Annotated in this window: 19 protein-coding genes and 1 tRNA gene; 6 read left to right on the top strand and 14 right to left on the bottom strand. The window is 66.2% G+C overall.

Features of this window, described 5'->3' with window-relative positions; genetic code table 11:
- Positions 1-8: 8 nt before the first annotated feature.
- The 4 genes from ABWP89_RS01010 to sppA all read right to left on the bottom strand — a co-directional run bounded on the left by ABWP89_RS01010 (position 9) and on the right by sppA (position 4,827).
- A complete protein-coding gene (locus ABWP89_RS01010) occupies positions 9-773 on the bottom strand; it encodes a hypothetical protein (RefSeq protein ID WP_353226568.1) in 765 nt (254 codons plus the stop codon).
- A 255-nt stretch (positions 774-1,028) separates the two neighbouring features.
- Positions 1,029-2,579, bottom strand: a complete 1,551-nt coding sequence (tig, locus tag ABWP89_RS01015) for a trigger factor (RefSeq protein WP_353226650.1) — start codon at positions 2,577-2,579, stop codon at positions 1,029-1,031.
- Between the two features lie 99 nt (positions 2,580-2,678).
- Positions 2,679-2,763 (bottom strand) — tRNA-Leu (locus ABWP89_RS01020).
- A 114-nt stretch (positions 2,764-2,877) separates the two neighbouring features.
- A complete protein-coding gene (sppA, locus tag ABWP89_RS01025) occupies positions 2,878-4,827 on the bottom strand; it encodes a signal peptide peptidase SppA (RefSeq protein WP_353226569.1) in 1,950 nt (649 codons plus the stop codon).
- A gap of 84 nt (positions 4,828-4,911) precedes the next feature.
- On the opposite strand from sppA, the gene ABWP89_RS01030 reads away from it, so the two are divergent.
- The 3 genes from ABWP89_RS01030 (at position 4,912) to ABWP89_RS01040 (ending at position 7,823) form a co-directional block, all read left to right on the top strand.
- The gene (locus ABWP89_RS01030; protein WP_353226570.1) at positions 4,912-5,976 is read left to right on the top strand and encodes an aspartate carbamoyltransferase catalytic subunit; all 1,065 of its coding nucleotides are present in this window, start codon (positions 4,912-4,914) and stop codon (positions 5,974-5,976) included.
- Positions 5,973-7,202, top strand: a complete 1,230-nt coding sequence (locus ABWP89_RS01035; protein WP_353226571.1) for a dihydroorotase — start codon at positions 5,973-5,975, stop codon at positions 7,200-7,202. The genes ABWP89_RS01030 and ABWP89_RS01035 overlap by 4 nt, the downstream gene beginning before the upstream one ends.
- A 315-nt stretch (positions 7,203-7,517) precedes the next feature.
- The gene (locus tag ABWP89_RS01040; protein WP_353226572.1) at positions 7,518-7,823 is read left to right on the top strand and encodes a DUF6869 domain-containing protein; all 306 of its coding nucleotides are present in this window, start codon (positions 7,518-7,520) and stop codon (positions 7,821-7,823) included.
- 42 nt (positions 7,824-7,865) lie between these two features.
- On the opposite strand, the gene ABWP89_RS01045 is transcribed toward ABWP89_RS01040, so the two are convergent.
- From ABWP89_RS01045 to ABWP89_RS01055, 3 genes are read right to left on the bottom strand one after another with little or no spacing between them, the layout of a single operon-like run.
- Positions 7,866-9,254, bottom strand: a complete 1,389-nt coding sequence (locus ABWP89_RS01045) for an SPOR domain-containing protein (protein ID WP_353226573.1) — start codon at positions 9,252-9,254, stop codon at positions 7,866-7,868.
- Positions 9,251-9,787 (bottom strand): hypothetical protein, encoded by a 537-nt coding sequence (locus ABWP89_RS01050; protein WP_353226574.1) that lies wholly within the window; start codon positions 9,785-9,787, stop codon positions 9,251-9,253. The genes ABWP89_RS01045 and ABWP89_RS01050 overlap by 4 nt, the downstream gene beginning before the upstream one ends.
- Before the next feature lie 7 nt (positions 9,788-9,794).
- The gene (locus ABWP89_RS01055; RefSeq protein ID WP_353226575.1) at positions 9,795-10,520 is read right to left on the bottom strand and encodes an AAA family ATPase; all 726 of its coding nucleotides are present in this window, start codon (positions 10,518-10,520) and stop codon (positions 9,795-9,797) included.
- 269 nt (positions 10,521-10,789) lie between these two features.
- On the opposite strand from ABWP89_RS01055, the gene ABWP89_RS01060 reads away from it, so the two are divergent.
- The 3 genes from ABWP89_RS01060 to ABWP89_RS01070 all read left to right on the top strand — a co-directional run bounded on the left by ABWP89_RS01060 (position 10,790) and on the right by ABWP89_RS01070 (position 14,160).
- The gene (locus tag ABWP89_RS01060) at positions 10,790-11,968 is read left to right on the top strand and encodes an SPOR domain-containing protein (protein ID WP_353226576.1); all 1,179 of its coding nucleotides are present in this window, start codon (positions 10,790-10,792) and stop codon (positions 11,966-11,968) included.
- Between the two features lie 114 nt (positions 11,969-12,082).
- Positions 12,083-13,336 carry a DUF418 domain-containing protein gene (locus ABWP89_RS01065; protein WP_353226577.1) on the top strand — a complete coding sequence of 418 codons (1,254 nt, stop codon included), beginning with the start codon at positions 12,083-12,085 and terminating at the stop codon, positions 13,334-13,336.
- 98 nt (positions 13,337-13,434) lie between these two features.
- Positions 13,435-14,160 (top strand): L,D-transpeptidase family protein, encoded by a 726-nt coding sequence (locus ABWP89_RS01070; RefSeq protein ID WP_353226578.1) that lies wholly within the window; start codon positions 13,435-13,437, stop codon positions 14,158-14,160.
- A 6-nt stretch (positions 14,161-14,166) separates the two neighbouring features.
- Here ABWP89_RS01070 and ABWP89_RS01075 read toward each other — a convergent pair whose 3' ends face one another.
- The 7 genes from ABWP89_RS01075 to ABWP89_RS01105 form a co-directional block, all read right to left on the bottom strand.
- Entirely contained in the window at positions 14,167-14,961 is a 795-nt protein-coding gene (locus ABWP89_RS01075; RefSeq protein WP_353226579.1) for an SDR family oxidoreductase, read from the bottom strand.
- Positions 14,962-15,019: 58 nt separating this feature from the next.
- Positions 15,020-15,802: an SDR family oxidoreductase gene (locus ABWP89_RS01080; protein WP_353226580.1), complete on the bottom strand. Its 783-nt coding sequence runs from the start codon at positions 15,800-15,802 to the stop codon at positions 15,020-15,022.
- 74 nt (positions 15,803-15,876) lie between these two features.
- Positions 15,877-17,259 carry an efflux transporter outer membrane subunit gene (locus tag ABWP89_RS01085; protein WP_353226581.1) on the bottom strand — a complete coding sequence of 461 codons (1,383 nt, stop codon included), beginning with the start codon at positions 17,257-17,259 and terminating at the stop codon, positions 15,877-15,879.
- Positions 17,256-20,441, bottom strand: coding sequence for an efflux RND transporter permease subunit (locus ABWP89_RS01090; RefSeq protein WP_353226582.1), 3,186 nt, complete (start codon positions 20,439-20,441; stop codon positions 17,256-17,258). Before ABWP89_RS01090 ends, ABWP89_RS01085 begins: the two co-directional genes overlap by 4 nt.
- 11 nt (positions 20,442-20,452) lie before the next feature.
- Positions 20,453-21,544, bottom strand: coding sequence for an efflux RND transporter periplasmic adaptor subunit (locus tag ABWP89_RS01095; RefSeq protein WP_353226583.1), 1,092 nt, complete (start codon positions 21,542-21,544; stop codon positions 20,453-20,455).
- 177 nt (positions 21,545-21,721) lie between these two features.
- A complete protein-coding gene (locus ABWP89_RS01100; RefSeq protein WP_353226584.1) occupies positions 21,722-22,465 on the bottom strand; it encodes a sigma-70 family RNA polymerase sigma factor in 744 nt (247 codons plus the stop codon).
- On the bottom strand, positions 22,462-24,621 hold the full coding sequence (locus ABWP89_RS01105; RefSeq protein ID WP_353226585.1) for a flagellar biosynthesis protein FlhA: 2,160 nt from the start codon (positions 24,619-24,621) through the stop codon (positions 22,462-22,464). Before ABWP89_RS01105 ends, ABWP89_RS01100 begins: the two co-directional genes overlap by 4 nt.

Genomic DNA, 24,621 nt, shown 5'->3' on the forward strand with positions numbered 1-24,621 from the left:
TGCGTGAGTTAGCGCACGCGTTCCTGCAAGGCGCGCAGCGCGGCCAGTTGCGCCTCCATCGCGCGCATCCGCGCTTCGGCCCGGGCCAGTTTGTCTTTCATGTCGTCGGCGCGGCGGCGCGCCGATGACCAGCGCGCCAACCGTCGCCCGCTGTCGCGCAACGCAAACGCCAGGATATCGATAAACCCCTGTCGTCGCACTGCCAGCGCGCGACCGGGCGCGCCGGCGTCGGGCGATGCGCGCGCATCCGCCATGGCCGCGATCGGGGCTGGAACCGGGATTGGTTCGTGATCGGGCAGGGCAGACAGCGACGCCCCATACAGCGACGATAGCGGGCGTGCGGGGGCACGCGCAGGCTCGACCGGTTCAGCGGCTGACAGCGCAACGATCTGGTGCAGGGCAACGGTGGCAACCGGTGCAGTGGCGGCCCGGGTAGCGGCCTGCGCTTCCGCCTGCGCGGCGGCGCGGCGGGCTGCCTTGCGCGCGGCTTTGCCAGTCGACCGGCGAACACCGGACAGCGGCACGGCGGGCTGTGGCCAGCTGGCCGGGGTAATGACCGCGCCGCGATGCGGAGGAACGATCAGGTCGGCAGGAAATCCGGGTGCGGCCGGTGTGCCAGGGCGCAGCATGAACGCTGCCTCTTCCACCGGGGGTCGCGACGGGGGTTTGTCCTGCGCCGGTTGGTTGTGCAGCGCGGCCCGATCCCGGCCCGCGCGTTCCCGTGCGGCTTGCGCGCGTGATGACAGGCCTTTGCGATTGCGCACGGTATGCATCGACGATCCCCCCTGGGTTTCGCTGCTGCGCGTGATCCACGCCGATGGCCGAAAAAAAGCAAACTGCCTGGGCCGTTTGGTGGCACGCCATCGTGCAAAAACAATCACCGCTGCGGCGAATCTCTCACAGCGTGATTCGCATGGGCAATCCGTATCGCTGCTAAGGCCGGCTACGGATGCAAAAAGGGGGCGATCCCGCAGGACCGCCCCCTTTTTGGGCAGCTGGCCAGGCCGCGATGATCGCGGCCGCGCGCGTCAGGCGTCGGCAGCGTCGTCGGTTGCCGGCTTTTTCTTCGGCGCCGCCTTTTTCTTGGGCGCAGGCGCTTCGGCGGCGGCGGCCTCGACAACCGGGGCTTCGGCCGGCGCTTCAGCAGCGGTTTCTTCGACCGCAGCAGGCTTTTTCTTGGCCGCGGCCTTTTTCTTGGGCGCGGGCGCTTCTGCGGCGGCAGCGGCTGCGATCGGCGCCGGGTTACCGTCTTCGTCCGCTTCGATTGCGGCCTGCAGTTCGTCGCGCGTCACTTCGCGGGTGGTCACTTCGGCCTTGTCGAACAGGAAATCGACCACTTTGTCTTCGTACAGCGGCGCACGCAGCTGGGCCGCTGCCATCGGTTCCGCACGGATATATTCCAGGAACCGCTGGCGGTCTTCTTCACGGTATTGCTGTGCCGCCTGGCGAACCAGCATGTCCATTTCCTGGTTGGAAATGGTCACGCCATTGGCCTGGCCGATTTCCGACAGCAACAGCCCCAGCCGCACGCGGCGTTCGGCAATCCGGCGGTAATCGTCCTTTTCCGCTTCAATTTCCTTAAGCGCGTCTTCGGGATTTTCCTCGTTGCCGGCTTCCTGCATCAACTGCTGCCAGATCTGTTCGAATTCAGCCTCAACCATCGATGGCGGCACGGCAAAATCATGCCCGGCGGCCAGCACGTCGAGCAGCTGGCGCTTCATCTGCGTGCGGGTCAGCCCGGCAGTTTCCTGTTCCAGCTGGCCGCGCAGCAGCCCGCGCAGCTGTTCGATGCTTTCCAGGCCGAGCTGCTTGGCGAAATCGTCGTCGGCGACAAATTCGCCCGCAACCTTCACCGCCTTGACCGTGATGTCGAAAGTGGCGCTTTGGCCTTTCAGGTTTTCCGCCGGATAATCATCGGGGAACGTCACGGTGATGGTCTTTTCATCACCAGCGACCACGCCGGTCAGCTGTTCTTCAAAACCGGGGATAAAGCGACCTGCGCCCAGTTCCAGCGGCGCATCTTCGGCGGTGCCGCCGTCAAACGCCACGCCATCCAGCTTGCCCACAAAATCGATCACGATCTGGTCACCGGTACGCGCAGCGGCGCCCGCGTCGGCATCGGTAAAGGTTTTCTGCCCCTGGCCAATCCGCGCCACCGCTTCTTCAACCTCAACGTCGGTCACCGGCACGACCAGCTTTTCCAGCTTCAGTCCATCGGTTGACGGCGCTTCGATCACCGGCAGCACTTCCAGCGATACCGCCAGTTCCGCATCCTGGCCCTGGTTATAACCTTCGTTCAGCGCAACCGCCGGCTGAGTCGCCGGGCGCAGGCCCTGGTCAACCACCAGCCGGTCCAGCGCTTCGCGAATCGCGGTCTGCAACGCTTCTTGATGGATGGCGGGGCCATGCAGCTTGCGCACCAGATTGGCGGGCACTTTGCCGGGGCGAAAGCCGGGCATGCGCACCGTCGGCGCGATCTTGGTGATCTCGCCCTCAATGCGCGCGGCGATATCCGCGGCCGCAATGGTCACGGTATAGGCGCGCGTCAGGCCCTCGTTGCTGGTTTCGACGATCTGCATCTCGGTTGCATCCAACTTTCTACGCATCGACAGCGATTGTTTCGCGGTCGGCAGGCTTGTTCACGTTCGAATTCGGGGTCGGTGCCGGACCGGAGGATCTGGTGCGGGCGAAGGGACTTGAACCCCCATATCTTGCGATACTGGAACCTAAATCCAGCGCGTCTACCAGTTCCGCCACGCCCGCATCCGGCGAAAAGCGAGCGCCGCCCCTATCGCAGCGGGGGCAAAAGGGCAAGTCTTGGCGACATGGTGCCCCGGCACGCCGCTGCACGCGCACAAAGCACCGGCTGCAGCACCATCACCGCAGCCATCCGGCCAGCAGCGACAGCAGGCCGGGATGGTTGCGCGCCAGCGTTTGCACGTTGGTATCGGCCGCCGCGGTCTGGGCGCCAAGCCCCGCGCATTCCAGGCAATAGGCCTGCGCGCCGGTCCCGCCCAGCAGGCGATCCAGATCGCCCGCAAACTGCCCGGCCAGCGCCGCCTGCGCATTGGCCACCCGCGCCACCAGATCGCGCCCGCCGCCCACGCTGGCGGCATCGCCCGCGCTGTCGGCGTCACTGTCGGCATCGTCGGACAACAATTGCTGGATCACGCCGCCAAACGAATCCTGCGTGTCGGTCAGGTAAACCGGGTGCCATTGCGTGGCATTGGCGCGGTGCGCCGCCCAGGCAACCGCCTGATCAAGATCGCCGAATTCATCGACCAGACCAATCCGGCGGGCGGTATCGCCATCCCACACCCGCCCCTGGGCGATATGGTCGATCGCGGCGGGGGTCTGGTGCCGCGCGGTGGCGACCAGCCCGACAAAGCGCTGATAACCCATGTTGATCTGGCTTTGCAGCACGGCCTCGACCGCAGGGTTGAACCCGCCCAACACATCGGGCTGGCCCGACAGCGGGGTGGAATGGATGCTGTCGGTGCCAACCCCGACCTTGCCCAGCGCGTCTTCAAAACTGGGGATGACCGCAAAGATGCCGATCGATCCGGTAATGGTGGCAGGTGCGGCAAAAATCCGGTCAGCGGGCGTGGATACCCAATAACCGCCGCTGGCCGCAAGATTGCCCATCGATACCGCGATCGGCACTTTGTGTGCCTTGAACCGGGCGATTGCGGCGCGGATGCGTTCGGCCGCCGTGACCGATCCACCAGGCGAATCGACGCGCACCACCAGCGCGGCATAATCGCCACTGGCCGCTGCCTTGTCGATCAGCCGGGCTATACGATCGCCACCGGCGCTGCCCGGCCCGGCATTGCCATCGACGATATCGCCACCGATGGTGACCACCGCGATGGCCTTGCCCTTGCCCTGACTGCCTGTGCCTGCATCGCCGTCGCCCAGATCGGCCAGATACGTGCCCAATTTGGTCGCCTTGTACGCGCCTTCCGGCCCGTCCTTGTCGGTGCCGACCACTTCGGCCACGCGTTTGCCAAAACTGACCTTGTCACCGATCCGGTCGGCCAGCCCGGCGGCCACCGCCGCCTTGGCTGCATCGCCACCCGATGCGTTCAGCCATTTGGCAGTGTCGGCGGTTACCAACGCCACATTGGCGCGCGGACGCGCGGTTTTTACATCGGCCTGCCAATCCTGCCACAGCGCGCCATAAACCGCGTTGTCGGCCTCACGCGCTTCGGGCGACAGGTTGTCGCGCAGGAACGGTTCGACCGCGCTTTTGTAGGTGCCGACCTTGAACACATGCGCCTTGATCTTCAGCCGTTCGAGCAGGCTGTGGTAAAACAGCAGGGTCCCGCCCGGCCCGCGCACCAGCACCCCGCCCAGCGGATCAACCCACACCTCGGTGGCATGCGCGGCCAGCAGATAGCTGGCATCATCGTACATGGTCGCACGCACCAGCACCGGTTTTCCGGCATGGCGCACTTTGTCGAGCGCCGCGCCGATCCGCGACAGCGTGACCTGGCCGCTGCCGCTGAAATCTTCCAGATCCAGCGTGACTGCGCGAATCCGCGCATCGCCTGCTGCCGCCTCGATCGCGCGGATCAGATCGTGCGCCACATACTGGTGCCGTTTGTTGCCCCCGCCCAGCAGCAGCGCGGTCGGTTCGATCCGCGTGCGTTCCTCCACCACCGGGCCGTCGAGCGTGATCGCCAGCGCGCCTTCGTGCACATGGCCGGGCGCCGGTTTGAACGACAGCGCGAGCGCGAGGCCGCCAAAAAACAGCAACAACAAGGCGAGCACCAGCCCATCCTTGATAGCGACGAGGATCTTCCAGACCATGCGTGCGAATTTCATGGGGGATATCTATGACCCATTTGCCGATTGTGCCAGCCGAAACACTTGGCATACGCCGCCGCCGCCCCTACGGGCTGATGTTCGATGCAACCATCGGCCCCACCCCTTGCTGCCAGCCCCGTCGCGCACGCCGGTGAGCATGCCCCCCGCGAATATCCCGCCGGCACGCTGGCGTTCCCTCATCGTGATCTGACCGGGATCGGGATGCTGGCCCGCCACGAAATCCTGTTTTTGCTGGATGAGGCGGAACAGTGGGTCGCGCTCAACCGCCAGTCGCAGAAACGCGCCGCGCTGCTGTCGGGCCTGACCATCATCAATGCCTTTTTCGAAAATTCGACGCGCACGCTGCTGTCGTTTGAAATCGCTGGCAAACGCTTGGGCGCCGACGTGGTGAACATGCACGCCGCGACATCCAGCGTGAAAAAGGGCGAAACGCTGATCGATACGGCGATGACGCTCAACGCCATGCGCGCCGATGCGATTGTCATCCGCCACGCCAGTTCGGGCGCGGTGCGGCTGATCGCCGGGAAAGTCGATTGCCCCGTGCTCAACGCCGGCGACGGGCAGCACGAACATCCGACGCAGGCGCTGCTGGATGCGCTGACCATCCGCCATGCGCTGCATCTGCCGCGCGGCAGCGATCTCAACGGGTTGAACGTCACCATCTGTGGCGACATTCTGCACAGCCGGGTGGCGCGGTCCAACATCCTGGCGCTGACCGCGCTGGGCGCCAATGTGCGCGTGTGTGCACCACCGGCGCTGATGCCTGCCGAAATCGAAGCGATGGGCGTGCAGCCATTCCACGATTTCAACGCCGCGCTGAAGGGCGCCAATGTGGTGATGATGCTGCGACTGCAACAGGAACGCATGCAGGGCCAGTTCATCCCCTCCCCGCGTGAATACCGCCATCTGTATGGCCTGACGCTGGACCGGCTGGCACGTGCGGAGCCCGATGCGCTGGTCATGCATCCCGGCCCGATGAACCGCGGCATTGAAATCGACAGCCAGGTCGCTGACCACCCCACCCGCAGCCTGATCACCCACCAGGTCGAAAGCGGGGTGGCCATCCGCATGGCCTGTCTTGACGTGCTGACCCGCCGCGCCCGCAACGTGCCGGGCTGGGCCACCGTGGCGGAGCCGGGCGCATGATCCCCGATCCGATCACCATTATCGGCGGGCGGCTGGTACTGGCCAGCGGTGATCCGCAGTCGGGCGCGATTCGCCTCTCCGCAGGCCGGATTGTCGCGCTGGGCGATGTGGCGCCGGCACCGGGCGACACGGTGATCGATGCCGGCGGGCAACTGGTCACCCCCGGGCTGGTCGATCTGGGCGTGTTTGCGGTCGATAAACCGGCGTTTCATTTTGGCGGCATCACCCGCGCCGCGCTGATGCCCGATCAGGCGCCGCCGCTGGACCATCCGGCGCGCGTGCGGTTTGCCGCGCAATCGGGCAAGCCCGACATGTGGATTCACCCGCTGGCCGCCGCGACGCGCGGGCTGGATGGCGTGGAAATGGCCGAACTGGCGCTGATGCGCGATGCCGGCGCGCGCGCCGTTGCCACCGGGCGGCGGTGGATCGGCGATTCGGGGGTGATGACGCGCATCGCGAGCTATTGCGCCATGCTGGGCCTGATCATCGTCACCCATGCCGAAGACGCCGGAATGGTCGGCAGCGCAGTCGCCACCGCGGGCGAAATGGCCACCCGGCTGGGCCTGCCGAGCGCGCCCGCAGAGGCAGAGGCGCTGGCCGTGGCGCGCGACATCGCAATCAGCGAAATGACCGGCGCGCATATCCATTTTCGCCAGGTGACCACCGCCCGCGCGCTCGATCTCGTGCGCCAGGCGAAGGCACGTGGGCTGCGCGTGACCGCCGGGGTAACCCCTGCGCATTTCATGCTGTCGGATCTGGAACTGGCGAATTTCCGCACGTTTGCGCGGATGTCGCCGCCGCTGCGGCAGGACGCCGACCGCCGCGCGGTGGTCGATGCCATCGCCGATGGCACGATCGACGTGATCGCATCGGGGCATGACCCGCGCGGCCCCGAAGACAAGCGGCTGCCATTTGTCGATGCCGAACCGGGCATGGCCGGCGCCGAAACGCTGCTGCCGCTGACGCTGACGCTGGTGCGCGACGGGCATATCGATCTGGCACGTGCGTTCGATCTGCTGGCCGGCGCGCCCGCACGGCTGCTGGGGGTCGATGCCGGGGTGCTGCGCGTGGGCGCAGAGGCCGACATCGCGCTGGTCCACCCGACTCGCCCCTGGGTGGTTTCATCCGACAAGATGGCCGCCAGCGCCGGCAACACCCCGTTCGACCGCCGCCCGGTCGAAGGCCGCGTAACCGCGCTGTTCAAGGGCGGCATGCAGATCGGGTAATGCCGGTTGGCGGTGATTGCGACTCGCTCACCCCCTACGCTTCGTCATTCCTGCGAACGCAGGAATCCAGTAGCTACCTCACGAAAAAGCCAGACGGACCGATATTACCGCCAGCTCGGAACTGGATTCCTGCCTTCGCAGGAATGACGAACGATGGGTTGGGCAATATCTGCTTCCGACCCACTAGCGGACATCCAGCGGGCGTGCCAATTTGTCGCAGTGAAACAGACGGTAGAACAGATTGGGGCGGAGTGGATCGCTTACGCGCGAGCGCCCGGCGAAGCGTCCGGCCAAACGCAGTCGGACGGAATGTCCATGCTCGAATTGTCCGAAGAACAGCCGGAGTTTGCATGGGCGGTCATCAAGCATGTGATTAGTCAGTATTCGACAGGAGATTTGCTGATCGACTATCGTACGGAGGCACAGATGGTCATTGGCCTTGTCGCGGCCGGGCCGATCGAAGACCTGCTACAACACCACGGGCCAGAATTTATCGACCGAATAGAAACTGAAGCACGAAGCGATCTGCGTGTGCGGTGGGCGCTTCGCGGAATGTATCAGACGACGACCGATGAAATATGGGATCGTGTGCAGGCAGCCTCTGGACGAGCCGCCGATTAAACGTCAGCTGACCACCACCTCCGGGTCTATAGCAATCCCGCCTTACCGCGCTGCGTCAGTCTTGCGCGGGTGCGCCTTGGCCGCCGGGGTGGAGGCCGGGCGCACCGCCGGATGGGCCGCATGGCCATCGGCGGTGGCCACGCCATTGACATGCGCGGCGGCATTCAGCGCCATCACCAGGCAGGCGCCGCCATGCGCGCGCAGTGAACCGCACAGCGATGTGGCAGAGGCCTGGCCGGCAAAACCGGCGGCCTGCACGCGCCAGAAATCACGCCCGCGCACGGTGACCTTGGTGATCATGTTCGGGTGACCGGTCAGCGACGGGTTGCGCGATACGAAATGCTGCCACGCGCGCTTGGCCGATTCGGCGCTGTTGAACGCGCCCAGCTGTACCAGATGCGTGCCCATGCCGTGCGATGCTGCCGATGCGGCGCGCACGGGGAATTTCAGCCTGGTCGGCACGGGGGCCTTTGCGGGACGCTGCGGCGCAGGGGCCGCGACGGCAACCGGTGCGACAGGTGCGGCAGCAGGTTCCGGCGTCTTCGCAGCAGGCAGGTCGATGCGGGCCAGCGCACCGGTGGTGGCATCGGCCTGCACCGGCGGCAATTCTGCCGCCACGGCCCTGGCCGGTGGCGCGGCTTCGGCAGGGGCGCCAGGTGCGGCCGGAAAATGCGCCAGCGCCAGTGCTTCGGGCTGGCCAGTGTCGCCGATCAGCGGCGTGCCCAGCAGGCTGGCGACGCGGCGGCGGCCGTCTTCGGGGCTGGCCATCGCTGCCCAGGCCTGCAACCGGGGATTGACCTGGTCGGCGGGCACATCCTGGCTGGTCATGATCTTGGCATCGGCCCACATCCCCGACAGGGCATAGGCATAGGCCAGGTTCTGCCGCACTTTGGGGGTGTTCTGGCCTTTGCGAATCGCGTCGGTCAACACGCCGATGCCGCGCTGGTTCTGCCCGGCCATGGCCAGCGCCAGGCCCAGATCGGCCACCGGCAGCACATCGCCATAGGTATTGATGGTATCGAGCGCCGACGCGCTGCGCCCCAGCGCCAGATCGGTCAGCACCAGGCCAAGCGCGGCGCGCGCGCTGTCATCGCCCAGTTCGATCGCGTCGGAATAGGCTGTACGCGCGGATTCAAACCGGCCACCGCGCAGATAGGCATTGGCCAGCAACAGCCGCATCGCCGGATTGCGGCCATCGGCAGCAACCGCGGATTCGGCCAGCGTGACCGCGTGCGCGATGTCGCCCTTGGTCAGCGCCTCTTGCGATGCGCGCGCCATCTTGTCGGGGCGCGGGGCATGGCTGGAACATCCGCCCAGCAGGGCCACCCCGGCGATGCCGGTGGCGAGCAGCGCCAGCCTGCGGCCGTGCAGACGCGGTGCGCCAATGGCGCTGTTGGACTGGGTGTGGGCAGTTTCGCGGTGGGCGGTCATGGCTTGCTTCCGGTCATGGTTCGGCGGGGCGACGATGGTGTCGCAGGAACGGGTTCAGCCACGGCAGGCGCGGCGCGGGTCTGGTCATTGTAATTGTCGAGCGCATCGATCAGCACGCGCTGGGCACTGCGCCCTTCGGCCTGGACAATCGCGCGCAACCGGCGGTGGTGGTCGGCATCCAGCCGCAGCGTAAACGCCTTTGGCCGGATGACATCGATCGTCGGCGCCGGCGGGGTTGCCGCCACGGCTGCGGGTTCGGGCAAGTCAGGGCTGCGCGAATCGGCCTCGATCGCGCGGGTCAGCCGCATCACCTGCAACACCACTTCGGGCAGCGGCGTTTCTTGTGGTTGCAGGGCGGCAGGCAGAATCACGGTATCATCGTTGACCGGAGAAATATCGGGTATCGCGGCACTGCCCGACGCATCGCCATCCGACAGCGCGGTCACAAACGACAGCGGCACGCGCCGCGCGCCGCTGCGGCCCAGCAGGCCCGCGCCCAGCGATGCAAATGACTTGGCCCCCCTGACCGCCATGCCCGCCTCAGGACCCGATCACGCGACGGCCAAAGCCGCCGCCGGCCGACCGCGCGGCCGGCCCGGCCAAAGCCGCGGGGGTATTCGGCACGGCAAACACCGTCCGCCGGAAATTCTTTTCCAGCCGTTCCGAAACATAGGTCCACAGCCCGGCCACTTCGAGCGCCGATTTGCCAGTCGGGTTGATTTCGATCACGGTCCGGCCATCGATCATCGATGCGGCAAAATCGGTGCGGTGATGCAGCGTGACCGGTGCGACCGTGCCATGCTGGCTCAGCGCCACGGCGGCCTCCGCCGTGATTCGCGCATGCGCAGTGGCGGCGTTGACCACAAAGATCAGCGGCTTGCCCGCGCGTTCGCACAGTTCGACAGTGGCGCCAACGGCGCGCAGATCGTGCGGGCTGGGACGCGTGGGCACGACAATCAGTTCGGATACCTGGATGACCGCCTGGATCGCCATGGTGATCGCCGGCGGGGTATCGATGACCGCCAGTTTAAAGCCCTGCTGGCGCAACAGCGCCAGATCGGTCGCCAGCCGGTTGACGCTGGTCTGCGCCAGCGCGGGATATTCTGCCGTACGTTCGTTCCACCATTCGGTCAGCGAGCCTTGCGGATCGATATCGACCAGCACGACTGGGCCGGCGCCGGCGCGCTGGGCCTGAACGGCCAGGTGGCCCGACAAGGTTGTCTTGCCAGATCCGCCTTTTTGAGATGCCAGAGCAAGTACCCGCAACGCCTGTTCCCCACCATGATCGATTTGGTCGTGGCTTTTACATCCCAGAACTCCCTCAAATTTGGGTTAACGATCGCCCAAACCGGCGCTTTGTGCGCAAAAAAGGGCCCTTTTGGTGCTACCGAGGCCTGAATTGGGGCAAATTTTGCGGCATTGACCGATCACCATCGACACAAGGACCATGACGCGCGTTTCAGATTCGTTTACCAGCGCATTGACCGGAAGGTGCGGTAAGCAGGGGCGGGATCGGCATGATTCACAGGCAGGGAATGACGGGAATGATGGCGCGGGTGGCGGCAGGTCTGTGCATTGGCGCACTGATGGCGGTGACGGCCGTGCCAGCGATGGCCCAGGTCAAAGAGGGCGTCGATGCCTGGACGCGCGGCGATTACGACGCTGCGGTGGGACAATGGCAGGGCCCCGCGGCCAAGGGCGACTCCGATGCGATGTTCAACATGGGCCAGGCCTATAAACTGGGCCGGGGCGTGCCAAAAGACCTGGCCAAGGCAGAGGATTTCTATGCCCGCGCCGCGAAAAAGGGCCATATCCGCGCCGCCGACAATTATGGCATCCTGCTGTTCCAGACCAATCGCCAGTCCGATGCGATGCCGTGGCTGAACGCGGCTGCCGACCGTGGTGAACCGCGCGCGATGTATATCCTGGGCATCGCATCGTACAATGGCGACTATGCGCCAAAGGACCCGGTGCGCGCCTATGCGCTGATGACCCGCGCCGCCAACGCCGGGCTGCAACAGGCGATCAACAGCCTGGCCGCGATGAACGAAGCGCTGCCGCTGGAACAGCGCCAGCAGGGCGTGGCGCTGGCCGGCGAGCTGGAGCGCAAGACGACCGCAACGCGCGCGCAGCAGATGAGCGCCGCCGATCTGGGCGCTGCCCCACCGGTCGCCACCGTGGCTCCGGTGCGCACCGCGTCCGCCGCCCCCGCACCCCGCGCGATCGAACGCGTGGAACTGCCGCCGGCGCGCACGACGCAGCCCGACGTTCCGGCCGCGACCACGTTGACCGCGCCGGTGGCCGACACCCGTGCGCCAATAACCGCCGGCGCCGATTATGCGCAGCCGGTGACCCTGCCGGCGCAGGGCGCCGCGGCCCGCACCCCAACGCGGGCGCCGGCGCCGGCCGCCACGACAAAAGTTGCAGGCCCCGCGCCAAAGCCCGCCCCCGCACCGCGTGCCGCGCAACCGGCACCCGCGTCGGACAACGGCGGCGGCTGGCGCGTTCAACTGGGCGCGTTTGGCCAGAAATCCAACGCCGATGCGCTGTGGGCGAAACTGCGCAACCGGCCCGAAATCGCCGGCCATGCGCGGATCGACGCCGGCACCGGGGTGGCCCGGCTGATGGCCGGCGGCTATTCCGAGGCGGGTGCCAAAGCGGCCTGTGCCGGCCTGAAATCCGCCGGCCTGACCTGTCTTGTCGTCAACCGCTGACCCCATATACGGAGCTGCACTGACGTGCAGTCATACCTCCCGCCCCGCCTCCCCACCCGACCACCAACGATACCAGTAGTTATGGTGGTCGGGTGTGGAGGCCGGGCGGGAGGTATGAAGCGCGCATCACGCGACCTGGTATCAGCCCCGGTCAACCAGCGCATTGCTGCGATCGATTTTGTCCGTGGCGTGGCGCTGCTGGGCATTCTGACCATCAACGTGACCGGGTTTTGGGGCCCCACGCAGGCCAGTTTCAGCCCGCACCTGCCGCGCGCAGAGCCGGGCGGCGATCTGTGGTTCGTGATCGCGTTCGTGCTGTTTGAGGGCAAGATGCGTGCGCTGTTCACGCTGTTGTTCGGCGCCAGCATGTTGCTGTTCATCGACGCTGCCGACCGGCGCGGGCACTGGGGGCCGGGCCTGCAGGCACGGCGGCTGGTCTGGCTCGGCGTATTTGGTTACGCGCATTATCTGCTGCTGTGGTGGGGCGATATCCTGTTTCCCTATGCGCTGTGCGGGCTGTGCGCGTTGCTGCTGTGCCGGCAGAGCGCACAGGTACTCGCGGCCATCGGCTGCGCGGTGTTTGTGGTCAGCCATGGGCTGGACGCGATCGGCGCGGTGGCGGGGATTGCGGCGGAACAGGCAGTGCTGGCCGGGCATGGCCTGGCCGCCGACCGCGCGGATGAGGCGGCAATGGGCATGCGAATCGCCGCGTCGATCGCGGATGACCAGCGGATTCTGGCAGCATCGTTCGTGACCGCCATCCGGCTGCGGCTGGCCACCGCGCCGTGGTTGCCATTTCAGACCACGGTATCGACCTTTACCGAAACGCTGCCGCTGATGCTGATCGGCATGGCGCTGCATCGCAGCGGATTTTGGGCCGGTGGCTGGGCGCGGACAGCGCTGATCCGCATGGCGGCGGTGGGAACGGGCGCGGGCGGGGTGCTGACGCTGGCGCTGGCGTGGTGGATTGCCGTGCATGACTTTCCGCCGCGCGCGATGTTCGCGGTGATCGAAACGCTGAGCGCGCTGCCGCATCTGGCGATGGCGCTGGGCTATGCCGCGTTGCTGATGCTGGCCTCGCCGATGGTGACGACCACTGCCGCCGGGCGTGTGCTGGCCGCGACCGGCCGCACCGCGTTTACCAATTACCTGGGCACGACGGTGCTGATGGGGGCGGTGTTTTCGGGCTGGGGGCTGGGGCTGGGCATGGTGCTGCCGCGCGGGGCCGTGCCGCTGTTCATTCCGCTGGGCTGGGCGGCGATGCTGGCCTGGCCGGGGGTGTGGCTGGCGCGGTTTGGGCAGGGCCCGCTGGAAGCGGTGTGGCGCCGGTTGACCTGGCTGGGTATGGGTGTGGCAAGGACGGGTTAACCATTCTGATCAACCCGTTTGCACGGGTTTTCGCCTATGGTCACCGGCGCGAAACCAGCAACGCGACGAACCGATCAGGACCAACAAGGAGCCGGGCAATGTGGGCCTTGCCGCCAGGATGGCGCAAATGGACGAGCCGGCGGCGGCTGCCGCTGGTGGCCGGCGGCGTGGTGGTGGCTGCGCTGCTGGCGGTGCTGTCGCTGCACGTGGTGCAGGATCTGGTCGGCATCGTGCGCGCCGATCCCGGCCCGGTGCACGACCGCCCGCTGCCCCCGGTGCACGCCGCTGCCCCGTCTGCGCCAAGACAATCCGCACTGAAACAATCCACGCCAGCACGGCCGATCGCCGACAGCCCGTTTGTGGTCCGGTCGATCCTGACCATTCCCGGCCCGATCAAGTTTGGCCAGTTTTACTGGGATGAAAGCAAGGGGACGCCCGGCCCGCTGGTGATCACCGTCGATCTGACCGCGCGGGTGCTGTCGGTGTTCGAAAACGGCCACGAGGTTGGCGCGACCGCCATCCTGAAGGGTTATGGCGACAAACCGACACCGATCGGCGTGTTCCCGATCACGCAAAAGGACGCGACCCACGTGTCCACCATCTATGACGTGCCGATGCCGTGGATGTTGCGGCTGACCAATGATGGCGTGTCGATCCACGGCAGCAAGGTCGAACGCGGCTATGCCACCAACGGCTGCATCGGCGTGCCCGAGGCATTCGCGGCCAAGCTGTTCCGCATCGCCCACCTTGGCGACCGGGTGATCATCACCGATGGCAAGCAGTTGAAACTGGGTGACCCGATCATCAATCCGCCCAAGGCGTGAAACCGTTCAGGCCAGCCCGCGATCGGTGTTGATGCGCGATGCATCACCGATCTGGCTGCCGCCATCGACATCGAGGATGGTGCCGGTGATGTAGCCCGCAGCCGCGCTGGACAGGAACACCGCGGCTTCGGCAATTTCGGCGCACGTGCCCCAGCGCTTCATGGCGATGCGGTCATAGTGCGCGGCCCGCGTGGCGGGATCGGGCGCCAGCCGCGACATGCCCTCGGTATCGGCGATCGGGCCGGGCGAAATGCCGTTAACCCGCACGTTTGGCCCCCATTCCAGCGCCATGACGCGCACCAGCTGGTTGATCCCGGCCTTGGCCGCGCAGGCATGCGCCTGCATCGCCATGGCATTGACCGCCTGGCCGGCCGTGATCGCGATGAGCGAGGCATGATCCGCCAGCAGATCGTGACAGCCGCGAAACACGTTGAACGTGCCGATCAGGTCGATATCCACCACCGCCTTGAACGCGTTGGCCGACATGCCCAGCACCGGCGCCAGGAAATTGCCCGCCGCCCCCGACACCACAATGTCGAACGCGCCCAGGTCACCCCGCACCGATTCCATCGCCGCGCGAATCGCCCCATAGTCGCGCACATCGGCGGTGCGCCAGATCGCGTCATGCCCGATCTGCGCCGCCGCCCCTGCCGCTTTTTCCGGGTTGCGGCCCAGCACCGCGACCTTTGCGCCCAGTTCGGCAAACCGCCGCGCGATGCCCAGATTGATGCCGCTGGTGCCGCCGGCGATAAACGCCACCTGGCCGGCCAGAATGTCGTCACGAAACGGGGATTGGGTCATCGGGCTATCCTTTGCTGCAGGGGCGGGGGTCTGCGCCGCGCGCAAGCGCGGCCAAGTTCTAACGCGGCGCCATGCGAAGCGCGCCATCGAGCCGGATCGCCTGCCCGTTGAAATAGCCGTTGCGCACCAGTTCCAGCGCCAGGCTGGCGTATTCTTCCGGACGGCCCAGCCGTTTGGGAAAGGGTACCGACGCGCTCAACCCGTCGAGCACCTTTTGCGGCAGGCGGCCCAGCAGCGGGGTGCCGAAAATGCCCGGCATGATCGCGTTCACGCGGATGCCGAAACCCATCAGGTCGCGCGCCATCGGCAGCACCAGCCCGTTCACCCCGGCCTTCACCGAGCCATAGGCGACCTGCCCGATCTGCGCATCCTGCGCTGCGACCGACGCGGTCAGGATGATCGTACCGCGTTCGCCATCTTCCAGCGGTTCGGTCGCCGCCATGCCCAGCGCCGACAGCGACGCCACGCGATAGCTGGCGATCAGGATGCCCTGCGCGGAAAAGGCATAGTCCTCGGTCGACAGCCGGGTCAGTTCGCCGGTTTCCTTGTTGCGGCCGACCGTCTTGCCCTTGCGCTGCGCCATAGCGCAATGGACCAGCACGCGTTCCTGGCCATAGGCGGCGCGCGCGGCGGCAAAACCGTCGATAACCGATTGTTCGTCCATGATATCGACATGGACGAACGTGCCGCCGATCGCGGCGGCAACGCCCGCGCCCAGTTCATCGTTGATATCGAAAATCGTGACTTTCGCGCCGGCAGCAGCCAGCGCCTCGGCCGTGGCGCGGCCAAGGCCGGATGCGCCGCCGGTAACCACGGCGGCCAGGTTTGCGTCGATCTGCATGGTGACAACTCCTTTAATCAAGCGATTAAAGGGCTGCGCCAATCGTTGCAAGTGGCGATCACCAGCCGCCGGCTTTACCAGCCGCCTCCAAGCGCCTTGAACACGCTGATCTGCGCGTCGGCGCGTTCGGCCTCTGCCTGCGCGAGTGCCGCACGCGCCGACGCACGCTGGCGTTCGGTATCGAGCAATTGCAGAAAACTGTCGGCGCCATTGTCAAAGCGTATGCGCGACAGCCGCGCCGCATCGCTGCTGGCGGTGACCGCGCGGCGCAGCGCCGCCTCACGCAGGGTGGCGCCGCCGGCGCGGGCAAGCGCCTGTTCGGCCTCTTTCAGCGCGGTCAGCACGGTGCCATCAAACCGCGCCAATGATCCATCGGCGATCGCCCGGTTTTCGCGCACGCGCGCACGCGCCGCGCCGTTGAGCGGGAAATTCCAGCTGATCAACGGCCCCAGGGAATACCCGAACGATGCCGATTTGCCGATGTCGCCAAGGTTGGCACTGCCCAGCTTGATACCGCCCAGCAGCGTGACCGAGGGGTAAAGCGCGGCGGTGGCCACGCCGATCCGCGCGGTATCGGCGGCCAGCGTGCGTTCGGCCTGACGCACATCGGGCCGACGCGCCAGCAGTGCCTGACCGTCACCCACCGGCAAGGGTTCGCTCGCCAGCGGCACGGCATGGCATTGGGCTGCCGGCGTATCGGCAATCATGGCGGGCGGATCGCCGGTCAGCACCGCCAGGGCATAGAGCGCGGCGCGGCGTTCCGCCTCAAACACCGGCACTTGCGCCCGCGCCTGTTCGACCAGCACTTGCGCCTGATCGACTTCGCTGCGGGTGCCGCGTCCGGCATCCTGGCGGCGATGGGTCAGATCAAAGGTGCGCGACTGCAATGTTTCGGTTTCGCGCGCGACATCGGCCTGCGCGCCATAGCCGCAGGCCTGCGCATAGGCGCGCGCGGTTTCGGCAACGACCGCCACGCGCGCCGCATCAACCGCGGCCTGCGCGGCGCCGGCATCGGCCCGCGCCGCCTCGATCGACCGGCTGACCCCGCCAAACAGGTCGACTTCATAGGACGCGTCAAAGCCCAGTGCGAAATAGTCGGTGGTAACCGGCTGGCCGGTGGTCACGCTGCGGCTGCGCGAATATTGCGCGGTGCCGTCGGTGGTCGGCAGCCGCGCGGCACCGGCGCCGGAAAACAGCGCCCGCGCGCGCTGCAGGTTGGCGGCGGCGATGCGCAGGTCGGTATTGTTGGCCAGGGCCCGCGCGATCAGCCGGTCAAGTTCGGCATCATTGAACAGCTGCCACCATGTGTCGGGCAGCGGGCTGGGCGTAACGGCGCCATTGGCCAGCGATTCCTGCAACCGGATCTGGCTGGCCGGCAGCGGCGCCGGTGGGCGATAATCCGGGCCAGCCGTGCATGCGGCCAGCATGACCACCAGGCCAGGCGCCAGCCGCTTCATTCGCCTTGCTCCGCCGGTGGAAGCGTGGCGGGCGCGTCACCTTTGCGGCGCGCCCACCTGGCCACCCGATCACCGGCCATGCGGCTGATGATGTAAAACGATGGCGTGAACAGCAGCCCGAAAATGGTCACCCCCAGCATGCCGAAAAACACCGCAATGCCCAGCGCCTGGCGCATTTCCGCGCCCGGCCCGGTGGCGATGACCAGCGGCAATGTCCCCAGGATGAACGCGATCGAGGTCATCAGGATCGGGCGCAGCCGCTGATGCGCGGCGCGTTCGGCAGCGGCGCGCGGTTCCAGCCCGTCATGTTCGCCCTGGCGGGCAAATTCGACAATCAGGATCGCGTTCTTGGCGGCCAGGCCGATCAGCACGACCAGCCCGATCTGCGTCAGGATATTGTTGTCACGCCCCATCAACCCCACGCCGACAATCGCGGCCAGCAGGCACATCGGCACGATCAGGATCACCGCCAGCGGCAGCACCAGGCTTTCATATTGCGCCGCCAGCAGCAGAAACACGAACACCACCGCCAGCCCGAACACCAGCGCCCCGGTATTGCCGGCCTGCGCTTGCTGGTACGCCAGCTCGGTCCATTCATAGGTGAACCCCTGCGGCAGGTTGGCTTTGGCCAGCGTGTCCATCGTCCCCAGCGATTGGCCCGATGAATAGCCGCGCGTGGTGTCGCCCTGCAATTCGGCCGCAGGATAAAGATTGAAGCGCACCACGCGATAGGGGCCGCTGTCGTTTTTCAGCGTCATCACCGCCGCCAGCGGCACCATCATGCCCGATGCCGACCGCGTTTTCAGGCGGGAAATGTCGCCGATGTCGTCACGATAGGGTGCGTCGGCCTGCGCCGTCACGCGGAACGTGCGGCCCAGAAAGTTGAAATCGTTGATATACGAACTGCCAAGATACGTGCCGAGCGTGGAAAATATCCGTTCGACCGGCACGCCCATCTGTTCGGCACGTTCGCGGTCGATATCGGCGCGCAACCGCGGCGTCTTGGTGTTGAACTGCGTAAACACCGAGGTCAGCCCGGCATTGTGGTTGGCCGCCATCATCATCTTGAACGCCGCGCCTTCCAACGCGGCATAGCCCGCTCCGCTGCGGTCCTCGATCATCATCTTGAACCCGCCGCCGGTGCCGATGCCCCGCACCGGTGGCGGCGCCACGACCAGCACGGTGCCCGCGGTGATCGCGCCATAGGTCTTGCGCAAAGCGTTGGCGATCGCGTCCGAACCATGCTTGCGATCGGCAAAATTCTTCAACGTGATAAAGATCGCGCCGGCGTTGGGCGCGGTGGTAAAGGTCGCGCCATCGAACCCGGCAAACGCGATCGTGCCTTTGACATCGGGATTGTCGCGCGCCAGCCTGGCCGCCTGCTGCACCACTTCGTCGGTGCGTTGCAACGAACTGCCGGGCGGCAATTGCACCACGCCGATCAGATAGCTTTGGTCCTGCGCAGGGATAAATCCGGTCGGGGTCGCCCAGAACCGCCAGCCCGCCACGCCCAGCAGCAGGACATAGACGATCGCAATCATCCCCAGCGACCGCACGAACCGCGCGGTCAGCCGTCCATAGCGTTCGGACAGCCGGTCGAACGCGTGATTGAAACCGTGGGCCAACCGCGCCGGGGCGCCGCGCCAGCCCGGCCGGGGCGCCGGATCGGTTTTGGGTTTCAGGATCAGCGCCGCCAATGCCGGGGACAGGGTCAGCGACACGAACGCCGAAATCGCGGTCGCGCTGACGATGGTCAGCGCAAACTGTTTGTAGAACGCGCCCGAAATGCCGGGGATGAACGCGGTCGGGATGAACACCCCGCACAGCACCAGCGCGATCGCAATCAGCGCGCCGGAAACCTCGTCCATGGTCTTGTGCGCGGCCGCCAGCGGGGTCAGCCCCTCTTCATCCATCAGCCGTTCGATATTTTCGACGACCACGATCGCATCGTCGACCACGATGCCGATCGCCAGCACCAGTCCGAACAGCGACAGGTTGTTGAGCGAAAAACCGAACGCCGCCATCGCCGCAAAACTGCCGATCAGCGACACCGGAATGGCGATGATCGGGATGATCGAGGCGCGCCAGCTTTGCAGGAACACCAGCACCACCAGCGCCACCAGCACGATCGCTTCGAACAAGGTGTGTTCGACCGCGTTGATCGACGCGCTGATATATTCGGTCGGATTGTAAGGAATCGAATAGACCATGCCGGGCGGAAATGACCCCGACAGCGCGGCCATTTCCTTTTGCACCGCGGCGGCGGTGGTCAGCGCGTTCGACCCTGGCAATTGGGTCACCGCAATACCGATCGACGCAAAGGCATCGCGATAGGCATTGGTGCCATAGTCCTGCGCGCCGAGTTCGATGCGCGCGATGTCGCGCAACCGCGTCATCCGCCCGTCCGCATCGCGTTTCAGGATGATATTGCCAAACTGGTCGGTGGAGGTCAGGCGGCCTTCGGTCTCGATCCCCAGCTGGAACGCGGTGCCGCCCTGGTTGAACGGCGGCGCGCCGACCGATCCGGCCGCGACCTGCACATTCTGCGCGCGGATCGCAGCGACGATTTCATCGGCGGTCAGATCGCGCGATGCGGCGGCATCGGGATCGATCCACACGCGCATGTTGTAATCGCGGCCACCGATGATGCGCACCCCGCCGACACCAGGCACGCGGCTGAGCCGGTCGACCACCTGCAGCGTGGCATAATTGGCCACGTATTGCTGGTTGAGCGACTTGTCGGGCGAAAACAGGTTCATCACCATCAGCAGGTCGGGCGAATTTTTGCGCACCGTCACGCCGATCTGGCGCACGACATCGGGCAGCCGCGGTTCTGCCGTGGCGACTCGGTTCTGCACCAGCACCTGCGCCTGATCGATGTTGGTGCCCGCCTTGAACGTGACGGTGATCGCCACATTGCCGTCACCGGTCGATGACGACTGCATGTAGATCATGCTTTCGACGCCGTTGATCGATTCTTCAAGCGGCGCGGCGATGGTTTCGGCCAGCGTTTCGGCGGTGGCGCCCGGGTAATTGGCCGATACCACGACGGTTGGCGGGGCGATTTCGGGATATTGCGCCACCGGCAGCGATGGATAGGCAATCAGGCCGACGATCACGATCAGGATCGACAGCACGCCTGCAAAGATCGGACGATCGATGAAAAAGTGCGGAAGGCGCAAGGTCAGCCGCCCTAGCGCGCCGTGGCTTCGGCAGCGGCAGGCGCCTTCAGCGTCGAAGAGATCGGGGCGTCGTCGCTGGCGCGGGGCATCAGCCGCACAGTTTTGGCATTGACCGCCATCCCCGGTTGCAGCCGCGCCAGGCCATCAATCACCACCTGTTCGGTCGGGGCCAGCCCGGCCTTGATGACGCGCAGGCCTTCGACCAGCGGCCCGGTTTCGACCGGGCGTTGCGCGGTCTTGCCGTCGCGGCCGATGACATAGACAAACCGCCGCGTCTGGTCGGTGACGATCGCCTCATCCGGCACCAGCAGCGCCCTGTACGTGCCCGATCCCAGCAGCCGGGCGCGGCCGAACATGCCGGGCAGCAGAAACCCGCCGGGATTATCAACCTCGGCAAAGGCGCGGATGGTTCCCGATTGCCGATCGATCGCGTTGTCGACAAATTTCATCAGGCCATGCCAGCGATAGCTGACTTCGTCGGCCAGTTTGATATCCACCGGGTTGGGCGCATAGCGCGATGACCTGCGTTCACCCGTTTTGGCCTGGCGCGTGTATTTGAGGTAAAAACTTTCCGCCCCGTCAAAGGCAAAGTGGATCGGGCTGATCGTCACCACGCGGGTCATCGCGGTCTGTCCGGCGGTGACATACGTGCCGATCGACACCCGCTTGTCCGACACCCGCCCCGTGATCGGTGACCGCACGGTGGTGAACGACAGATCCAGCGCGCGGGCATCCAGCGTCGCGCGGGCCGATCCGGCAGAGGCCTCTGCACTGCGCAAATTGGCCTGCTTGGTTTCGAACTCTTCGCGGCTGATCGCTTCGGCATCGACCAGTTTTTGCGCGCGCACCTGTTCGGTCCGGGCGTTGGCAACCAGCGCCTGCGCCCGGGCCAGATCCGCCTGCGCCTGTGCGAAGGCGGCGCGATAGGGGCGCGGGTCGATGACGAACAGCACTTGCCCGGTCCTGACCTCGACACCTTCGCGAAACTGCACGCTTTGCACCGTGCCCGATACGCGCGGGCGGACTTCGACATCCTGCACCGCCTCAAACCGGCCAACATAGTCATCCCAGTCGACCACCTGCCGCTGAATGGGGGATGCCACCGACACCTGGGTCGGCGGGGGAGCTGGTGGTTTGGCCGGCGAACAGGCGTTCACAGCCGCGAGGGCAACAAGACCGATTCGGCGCATAACCAAAGGTATCACGCACTGCAGCATGAGGTGCAATGGCAATTCGTGCCACGCCCTGTCGAACGGCCGGCACACTGCGCGCCGGCACGATCACAGGATATCGAATTCCTCACCCAGGGTGGCGCGCAGTTTGTCCAGCGCCTGCGCCTTCAATTGGTGGACGCGCGGCACGCTGACCTCCAGCACTGCGGCGATTTCCGCCAGGTTCAGCTCTTCAACGAAATAGAGCTGGACCACCATCTGCAACCGTTCGGGCAATGCGCCGATCGCATCGGCGACCAGATGGCGCGTCTGCGTATCGGCCAGCGCGGCAAAGCCATCGGGGCGATCGTCGGCAAACGCCATCGAACTGTCGCTATAGGCATCGTCGATCGGTTCAAAGCGAAGGGGTTCGGACGCGCTGCGCAAATCGCCCAGATCGGCCAGCGTCACGCCCATTGCCTCGGCCAGTTCGCTTTCGGTCGGCTGCCGCCCCAGCAGCGCGGCCAGGCTTTCGGTCGCCCCGCGCAAGGTGCGGCGGCGGTCGGATGCGGCGCGCGACAATGGCGCGCTGCGGCGAATAAGATCGACCATCGCCCCGCGCACGCGCAATTTGGCATAGGCGGCAAAGCCGTCCTCGGTCTGCCCGTTGTGCCGTTGCGCGCATTCGGTCAGCGCGACCAGCCCGGCCTGGATCAGGTCATCAACCTCTATCCCCGACCGCCCCGATCCATGCGCATGCCACGCCAGCCGGCGCACCATCGGCAAAAACCGGCGGATGCGATCGGCGGTGTCATCACGATAGGCGCGCGTGGCGGAAAGGCCACGCGATTGCCCATGGTACTGGTATGTCATGCGGCAAGTCCTTCTGGTTGCGGCATTGCAGGGGCAGAGTTCTGGGATGGGGCAAAGGTCTGGTCGTTCAGCAACAGCGGTGGCGCGGGCGCGGCATTGTCGCCGCCGATCACCGCGATCACCTCGATCGGCTGGCTTTGCGGCAGTTCGGAAATCGACAGCACCAGGCAGGCCGGCGCGCGGAACCGCAGCGCCGCCGACAGCGTGCGCCGTGCGCGCGGCTGCACGATCAGCGCAGGGCAAATGGCGCCCGGCCCGCGATCGGAAATCAGCGCCGCGATACGCTCGCCCAGCCCCCGCGCCAGATCGGGCTCGATCACCGGCAGCCCCGATACCGGGTCCTGCATGCCCTGCACGATCATCGCTTCCAGCCCGGCGTCGAGCGTGATCACCGGCAGGCGGTCGTGCGGGCTGCACACCCGGCCCACGATCATCGGGCCGAGTTCTGCGCGCAGGATGTCGATCATGCGGTCATGATCGGTGGTTTGCTGTACCGCCTGGCCCAGCGCCGCCAGGATCGGCAACGGGTGGCCGATGCCGACGCCATCCTCCAGCAGCGCGCGCAACAGCCGGGTGATCGCGCCCAGCGACAGCGGATTGGGATGGATCGTTTCGACCAGGCCGGCGGCGCGCGCGCGCACCCCTTCCAGAATGGCGCGCACTTCGTCCGGGCCCAGCAGCGCCTGCGGGCGTTCACCCAGCAACTGGTTCAGGTGCGTGGCGATCACCGTGCCGGCATCGACGGTCAAAAACCCTTCGGCGATCGCGGTGTCGCGGCTGGCCGGGTCGATCCACAGCGCGGGGCAGCCAAAGCTGGGGTCGGTGGTCGGTTCACCATGCAGCGCGTGGCCGGGGCGCGCATCGCCGGCGTTGATCGCCAGAATGCGGTCGGGGCGCACCGTGGCCCCGCCGATCGCCACCCCGCCCAGCAGGATGCGATAATCGTTGGGCGGCAATTCCAGCGAATCGCGCACGCGAAATTGCGGCACGATAAACCCGCAGGCCTGGCTCAGCTGTTTGCGCACCCCGGTGATGCGCGCCACGAGCGGCGAACCGCGCTGGGCATCGACCAGATGAACGAGCGCATAGCCGAGTTCGATGGTAACGAGGGTATGGTCGGACACGTCGTCCAATGCGATCCGCCCCGGGTCCGCCTCTGCCACCGGGGGTGGCGCGCTGGCGATCACGCGTTGGCGCGCGGCGCGCTGGCGCAGGCTCCACCAGATCCACCCGGCAATCCCGGCGGCGGGCAGGAACACCATTTGCGGCATGGCCGGGATCATCCCGATCGCGCCCAGGATTACCGCCACCGGCAACCAGGTTGACGGGCTGGCAAATTGCCCGCCGATCTGCCCGGCCAGATCGCGGCTGTCGGACACGCGGGTAACGATCACCGCCGCCGCGATCGACAACAGCAGCGACGGGACCTGCGCCACCAGCGCATCGCCCACCGCCAGCGTCACATATTTCTGCGCCGCATCGCCCGCGCTCAGCCCGTGGCTGAGCATGCCCAGGCAGAACCCGGCGATGATGTTGACCCCCAGGATCAGCAGCGCGGCAACCGCATCGCCCTTTACGAATTTGCTGGCGCCATCCATCGAACCGTAAAAATCGGCCTCGGTGGCGACATCACGGCGGCGCTGCTTGGCGTCTTCGGCATTGACCAGCCCGGCGGCGAGATCGGCATCGATCGCCATCTGTTTGCCGGGCAGAGCGTCGAGCGTGAACCGCGCCGATACTTCGGACACGCGGCCGGCGCCCTTGGTGACCACCGCCAGATTGATGATCATCAGGATCATGAACACGAACAGGCCGACCGCAAAATTGCCGCCGATCAGAAACGCGCCAAAACTTTCGATCACATGCCCGGCCGCCGCACCGCCATTGTGGCCATAGACCAGCACCACGCGCGTTGACGCGACATTCAGCGACAGCCGCAGCAGCGTCGCGAACAGCAGGACCGACGGGAACGACGAAAAATCCAGCGGCTTGGCGGCGTTCATCGCCGCCATCAGCACTGCCACCGACAGCGCGATGTTGAACACGAAAAACACGTCGAGCATCATCGCCGGGATCGGCACGATCATCAGCGTGATCAGCGTGAGGATTCCCGCCGGCAGCGCCAGCGCGCCCACATTGGCAAACCATTTGCCCAC

The sequence above is a fragment of the Novosphingobium sp. genome (assembly GCF_040398825.1).
In the GTDB taxonomy this organism is placed as follows: domain Bacteria; phylum Pseudomonadota; class Alphaproteobacteria; order Sphingomonadales; family Sphingomonadaceae; genus Novosphingobium.

Bases quoted from the DNA above. Each gene is read 5' to 3' on its own strand.
- ABWP89_RS01010 (WP_353226568.1), bottom strand. From the start codon at position 773: ATGCATACCGTGCGCAATCGCAAAGGCCTGTCATCACGCGCGCAAGCC.
- tig (WP_353226650.1), bottom strand. From the start codon at position 2,579: ATGCAGATCGTCGAAACCAGCAACGAGGGCCTGACGCGCGCCTATACC.
- sppA (WP_353226569.1), bottom strand. From the start codon at position 4,827: ATGAAATTCGCACGCATGGTCTGGAAGATCCTCGTCGCTATCAAGGAT.
- ABWP89_RS01030 (WP_353226570.1), top strand. From the start codon at position 4,912: ATGCAACCATCGGCCCCACCCCTTGCTGCCAGCCCCGTCGCGCACGCC.
- ABWP89_RS01035 (WP_353226571.1), top strand. From the start codon at position 5,973: ATGATCCCCGATCCGATCACCATTATCGGCGGGCGGCTGGTACTGGCC.
- ABWP89_RS01040 (WP_353226572.1), top strand. From the start codon at position 7,518: ATGCTCGAATTGTCCGAAGAACAGCCGGAGTTTGCATGGGCGGTCATC.
- ABWP89_RS01045 (WP_353226573.1), bottom strand. From the start codon at position 9,254: ATGACCGCCCACCGCGAAACTGCCCACACCCAGTCCAACAGCGCCATT.
- ABWP89_RS01050 (WP_353226574.1), bottom strand. From the start codon at position 9,787: ATGGCGGTCAGGGGGGCCAAGTCATTTGCATCGCTGGGCGCGGGCCTG.
- ABWP89_RS01060 (WP_353226576.1), top strand. From the start codon at position 10,790: ATGACGGGAATGATGGCGCGGGTGGCGGCAGGTCTGTGCATTGGCGCA.
- ABWP89_RS01065 (WP_353226577.1), top strand. From the start codon at position 12,083: ATGAAGCGCGCATCACGCGACCTGGTATCAGCCCCGGTCAACCAGCGC.
- ABWP89_RS01070 (WP_353226578.1), top strand. From the start codon at position 13,435: ATGTGGGCCTTGCCGCCAGGATGGCGCAAATGGACGAGCCGGCGGCGG.
- ABWP89_RS01075 (WP_353226579.1), bottom strand. From the start codon at position 14,961: ATGACCCAATCCCCGTTTCGTGACGACATTCTGGCCGGCCAGGTGGCG.
- ABWP89_RS01080 (WP_353226580.1), bottom strand. From the start codon at position 15,802: ATGCAGATCGACGCAAACCTGGCCGCCGTGGTTACCGGCGGCGCATCC.
- ABWP89_RS01085 (WP_353226581.1), bottom strand. From the start codon at position 17,259: ATGAAGCGGCTGGCGCCTGGCCTGGTGGTCATGCTGGCCGCATGCACG.
- ABWP89_RS01100 (WP_353226584.1), bottom strand. From the start codon at position 22,465: ATGACATACCAGTACCATGGGCAATCGCGTGGCCTTTCCGCCACGCGC.